Origin of the sequence: uncultured Bifidobacterium sp., from assembly GCF_963540075.1 — a bacterium.
GTDB lineage: Bacteria > Actinomycetota > Actinomycetes > Actinomycetales > Bifidobacteriaceae > Bifidobacterium.
The window spans coordinates 1-4941 of record NZ_CAUTOG010000070.1 but is presented as its reverse complement, the minus strand read 5'-3'; the positions used below and the strand labels follow the sequence as shown (position 1 = coordinate 4941).

General features: G+C 65.8%; 4 protein-coding genes. 3 read left to right on the top strand and 1 reads right to left on the bottom strand.

Annotation, left to right across the window (positions count from 1 at the left end; genetic code table 11):
• Positions 1-171 precede the first annotated feature (171 nt).
• The gene (locus RWX87_RS06500; RefSeq protein WP_399552333.1) at positions 172-789 is read left to right on the top strand and encodes a M48 family metallopeptidase; all 618 of its coding nucleotides are present in this window, start codon (positions 172-174) and stop codon (positions 787-789) included.
• Here RWX87_RS06500 and RWX87_RS06495 read toward each other — a convergent pair.
• Complete coding sequence (locus RWX87_RS06495) at positions 761-2278, bottom strand: aminotransferase class I/II-fold pyridoxal phosphate-dependent enzyme (protein ID WP_314688767.1); 1518 nt, start codon at positions 2276-2278, stop codon at positions 761-763. The genes RWX87_RS06500 and RWX87_RS06495 overlap by 29 nt on opposite strands.
• A 408-nt stretch (positions 2279-2686) precedes the next feature.
• On the opposite strand from RWX87_RS06495, the gene RWX87_RS06490 reads away from it, so the two are divergent.
• Positions 2687-4012 (top strand): aminotransferase class III-fold pyridoxal phosphate-dependent enzyme, encoded by a 1326-nt coding sequence (locus RWX87_RS06490; RefSeq protein ID WP_314688766.1) that lies wholly within the window; start codon positions 2687-2689, stop codon positions 4010-4012.
• A 162-nt stretch (positions 4013-4174) separates the two neighbouring features.
• The coding region (locus RWX87_RS06485; protein ID WP_314688764.1) for an SDR family oxidoreductase at positions 4175-4941 on the top strand (767 nt) is incomplete at its 3' end.

The following is a 4941-nucleotide window of genomic DNA, read 5'->3' as shown; positions in this document are numbered from 1 at the left end:
ACCTCCGACCTCATCCTTATCAGGGATGCGCTCTAACCACCTGAGCTACGGGCCCGCTCGCGCGCCGTAAAGCGCACAAAAAGACAGGATACCACCGGTTATCGTTCTGTCAACGCGCTTTCTGCGTGTCGTCAACAGCCCTCCAGAGGCGGGCGGGGGCAGAATGGGAGTATGCCTCGACATCGGGTCCATCATCCCTCCGCTGCCGTTTCCCGTGAAGTCCTCGTCGTGGACGGATTGCGCGTGAAGATCACTCGCAAGCCGATTCGTGGCATGTATCTGCGGGTCGATGCCCCGTCCGGTGAGGTTCGTGTGTCCGCGCCCCTTGGCATGCCCGATGAGGCCGTCGAACGTTTCGTGCACACCCGCGCCTCCTGGATCGACCTCAGGCGACGGCATGTCCGGGAGGTCTTCGGCGGATCTGAGGAGTCCGGGCGTCATCGGTGGACGCCGGAGCTGCGTGGGAGAGCCCGTGGGTCGCTGGAGACCCGTCTTCCCGGATTGCTGGGGACGTGGGTCCCCATCATTGGGCGCACGCCCACCGACATCACGTTTCGGGAGATGACGACGCGCTGGGGGTCCTGCACGCCGGCGACGGGGCGGATCCGTCTCAATCTTCAGCTTGGTCTGATGGAGGATCGTCTCGTCCGGTACGTTCTCGTCCATGAGCTGACGCATCTGCTCGAACGTGGCCACGGACCGAGTTTCCAGAGGCTGATGGACGGGTGGATTCCCGAATGGCGGGAGCTGCGCCACGACATCAACAGGCATGCTCCCCTGGTCTCCTGACCGTGGGCTGCACGGTGGAGCCGGCCGTGGCGGGAGCTGCGTCTTGGTTTTCTGTGCCGCCGGAATCAGGCTCCTGTTGCGGGACCAGGACCTCCGCCACCGCGTCCGCCACGTTTCCATGCGCCACGGCCTCAGGGGTGACGGTGAGACGGAACCCGCCCCTATCGCCTCCCGAACACAGACGCACGGGGTCGTCCCGATCGGGGGAGGACGGCCCTTCGACGTCCGGCAGAAAGAACGACCCCTCGGCGACGCGTATTCTGCGTCTGCTCAGCTCCTGGACCGCCATCGGGTCATGACTGGGAAGCCAGATGTTGAACCCGTCCCCGGGTGCAATCCGGATTCCCCTTTCGTCGAGCAGACGCTCCATCGTCCCGCGCCGGCGGGCGTAGGCGCGGCGGGCTGTCGTTATCGTGGCGTAGATCCGCCCATCCGACAGCATGTCGTGGAGGATCTCCTGAAGGAACCGGCTCACCCATCCGGCTCCGGGACGACGCCTGTCGATGATGGCGTCCACGAGCCGCCGTGGACCCGAGAGGGCGGCGAGCCGCAGATCGGGGCCATAGGATTTCGAGAAGCTGCGGATATGGATCACGTCGTCTGGGAGAAACTCGCCAAGGGAGACGGGGAAGGCCGATGAGATGTCCCCGCTGTGGTCGTCCTCGACGATGACCATCCCGCTGCCTTTCTCCTGGCCCTTCAGCATGTCGTTCCGCGCGCGGACGACGGCGGCGAGGGATTTGATGCGGTCGCGGTCCATGCTCGCTCCCGTGGGGTTCTGTGCTCTTGGCTGGAGGAGGATCAGCCGCACCGGATGGTGCGAGAGCATGCCCCGTGATGTCGACAGCCGCTCCATGGTCGCGGCGAGACGTTCGGGAAGCATCCCGGCGGAATCCATGGGGATGCCGAGGGTGATGGCCCCCGCGCGCCTGATGAGCTCAAGAAGCGGCGGGTACGTCGGCGTCTCCGTGATAACGATGTCGCCCGGCCGCACGAAGGAGTCGACGCATAGCGAAAGCCCGTCGCCGGCGCCGGAAACCATCGTCATGGCCTCGGGGTCGTAGGGCCACGTCCTTCTCAGCACTGCTTCCAGCAGCGGAAGGATGGTCGGGCCGTTGTATGAGTTCACGAAGGCCTTGCGGTGGCCGAGCCTGATCATGAAGGGACGGATGTCCGGCAGCAGGGTGGGATCGGGCGTCCCTCGGGAGAGGTCGACCACCGGTCCCGTGTCGGCCATGGCATGAGACGCCCTCTCGGCCGCCGATGCCGGGCCTGATGCTGCGGGCGTCTGTGGCAGGATGACGGTGCCTGACCGCCCACGAGTCGACACGACGCCGGATCTGGCGAGGGCGTGGTAGGCGGTTGAGACCGTGGACGGGCTTACCGAGAGCAGCGCGGCGAGGTCCCGTACGGCAGGCAGACGCTGCCCGATCCGTAGGGTTTCGGAGGATGCCATGGTGGTGACCGCGGTGATGATCCGTTCGGGCATGGGCGTTCCCGCGTCTTTGGAGATTCGCGGGACGAGAACGGAGGCGACCTCACTGGCGCCGGCGTCGCCTCCTGCTCCGACCGTCCCGCTCGCCGGCGTTCGCGGTTGCCTCATATGCTCCGCCCTCTCCGCGTCATCGCTCGTCGTCATGTGGTTCGCGCTTGCGTGGCCTCGGCTGACGCATTGACGAATCGGATGGGGCCACCGGCGAAGTCGAATAAATCCGAATAAAGTTCAGATATAGATAACCTTTGTTTCATCTTTCGTTTCGTCAGGGAATCCGCCATGAAACTGAAATGTCCGGGGGATTCCGGAAATGTCCAGAACTGAGAATGGCAGTCGACCGGCGGCTGCGGCCCCGGATGGGATCACGATGGCAGACGGCCATCACAGCGAAGGGAGACCCCCATGGGCCATGATTGCTCCTCGGACGAGTCGGTGTGGGACGATGCGGTCGCGCTTGATCGCCGCCATGTCTTCCATTCATGGCATGCGCAGCGGAACCTGCATCCCGTCGAGGTCGTGACGGGGCACGGCGCCTGGCTGCGTTTCGCCGACGGACGCGAGCTGCTCGACCTGACGAGCCAGCAGGTGAACGTGAACATCGGATACCAGCATCCTGCGGTCGTCGAAGGCATCAGGAAGCAGGCCGAGCTGCTGTGCACCATCGGTCCGGACTACGCGAATCTCGCCCGTGGCCGGGCCGCATCACTCGTCGCCCGCCGCGCCCCGAAGGGCTTTGAGAAGGTCTTCTTCACCAACGCGGGCGCCGATGCCAACGAGAACGCCATGCGGGCCGCCAGACTCGTCACCGGACGTGACAAGATCCTCTCCTCCTACCGCAGCTACCACGGCAACACCGGTGCGGCCATCAGCGCCACCGGGGACTGGCGTCGCAAGCCCAACGACTACGCCCGTGGCCATGTTCATTTCTTCACGCCGTACCTGTACCGCTCGGAGTTCTCCGCCACCACCCAGGAGGAGGAATGCGAGCGGGCCCTGCGGCATCTCGAGCATGTCATTCGGTTCGAGGGGCCGGACACCATCGCCGCCGTCCTGCTGGAGTCCATCCCCGGCACGGCGGGCATCCTCATCCCTCCGAAGGACTACTTCACGGGCGTCCGGGAGATCACCCGCAAGTACGGCATCCTCATGATCACCGACGAGGTGATGACCGGATTCGGCCGCACCGGCTTCTGGTTCGCCCTCGACGACTACGACTATGTGCCGGACATCATCACCTTCGCCAAGGGATGCAATTCCGGGTACGTCCCCGCCGGAGGGGTCATCATGTCCGACCCCGTCGCGGCGCATTTCGACGATGTCGTGTTCCCCGGCGGCCTGACCTATTCCGGGCATCCTCTGGCCATGGGCGCCATCGTCGCCACGCAGGAGGCCATGGAGAGCGAGCATGTCGTCGACAACGCCCACGAGGTCGGCGAGAAGGTTCTGGGACCGAAGCTGACGGCTCTGATGGAGAGGCATCCGCACATCGGAGAGGTCCGGGGCAAGGGCGTCTTCTGGGCCGTGGAGATGGTCGCCGACCGTGCCTCCCGGGAGCCGTTGGATGATGTGACGATGACACGCATCGTCACGGAGGGGAATGGTCTCGGCGTCGTCCTCGGCGTTCACGCCAACCGCATCCACGTCACCCCGCCCTGCGTGATCACGCCCGACGAGGCGGCGGACGGTGTGGATATGCTCGACAGGGCGCTGACCGCGGCCGGATGCTGACGTTTGCTGGTCGGGGCAGAACGATGCGTCGCGCAGGCGGCCGTGGAGCCGGTAGCGAAACCGCGGATCTTCGGCGGGGCTTCCGGCGTGAATGGGTGAGGATGGGAATGGCCGGTCGGTGCGTCTGGTTCGCCGTCCGGCAGGGCAGGAAGGAGTGCTGACATGAGGGATTCGGAACAGGGAGCGCAGAGGTCGCTCGGCACCGCCCGCAGAGCGGTCGTGACGGGGGCCTCCAGCGGAATAGGCGCCGCCACGATTCGGGCGCTTGTCGCCGGCGGATGGACGGTCGTGGCGCTCGCCCGTCGTGAGAGGAGGCTGAAGGAGCTGTCCGACGAGCTGGGCGACGCCTGCACCTATCGGGTCTGCGACGTCACGAACGAGGAATCCACGCAGGCTGCGGTGGAGGCGATTCTTGCCGAAGGTGGGGTCAAGGCGCTGGTCAACTGCGCCGGGGGCGCCATCGGGAAGGACCCCGTGGCCACGGCCAGTCTGGATGACTGGCGAGGGATGTATGAGCTGAACGTGCTGGGAACCCTGCGCATCACCCAGAAGCTGCTTCCGGCTCTGAAGCAGGCTCCCGGGGGTGGAACGGTGCTCGTCATCTCCTCCACGGCGGGCATCGAGCCCTACGAGGGGGGAGCGGGATACTGCGCCTCGAAATTCGCCGAGCGGGTCATGGCCAGGGTGCTCAGGCTTGAGCAGATCGGCCAGCCTCTGCGCGTCATCGACATCTCGCCTGGACTCGTGCACACCGAGGAGTTCTCCCTCAAGCGCTTCGGAGGTGATGCCGCACGCGCGGCCGGCGTCTATGAGGGCGTGCCGGACCCTCTGACTGCCGCGAACATCGCCGACTGTGTGCGCTGGGCTCTCGACCAGCCCGACACCGTCGACATCGACTCCATCGTCGTGCGTCCCCGCGCCGAGGGCTC

What these genes read in the sequence shown, in the direction of transcription:
- RWX87_RS06490 (WP_314688766.1), top strand. Translation starts at nt 2,687, where the DNA reads ATGGGCCATGATTGCTCCTCGGACGAGTCGGTGTGGGACGATGCGGTC.
- RWX87_RS06500 (WP_399552333.1), top strand. Translation starts at nt 172, where the DNA reads ATGCCTCGACATCGGGTCCATCATCCCTCCGCTGCCGTTTCCCGTGAA.
- RWX87_RS06495 (WP_314688767.1), bottom strand. Translation starts at nt 2,278, where the DNA reads ATGCCCGAACGGATCATCACCGCGGTCACCACCATGGCATCCTCCGAA.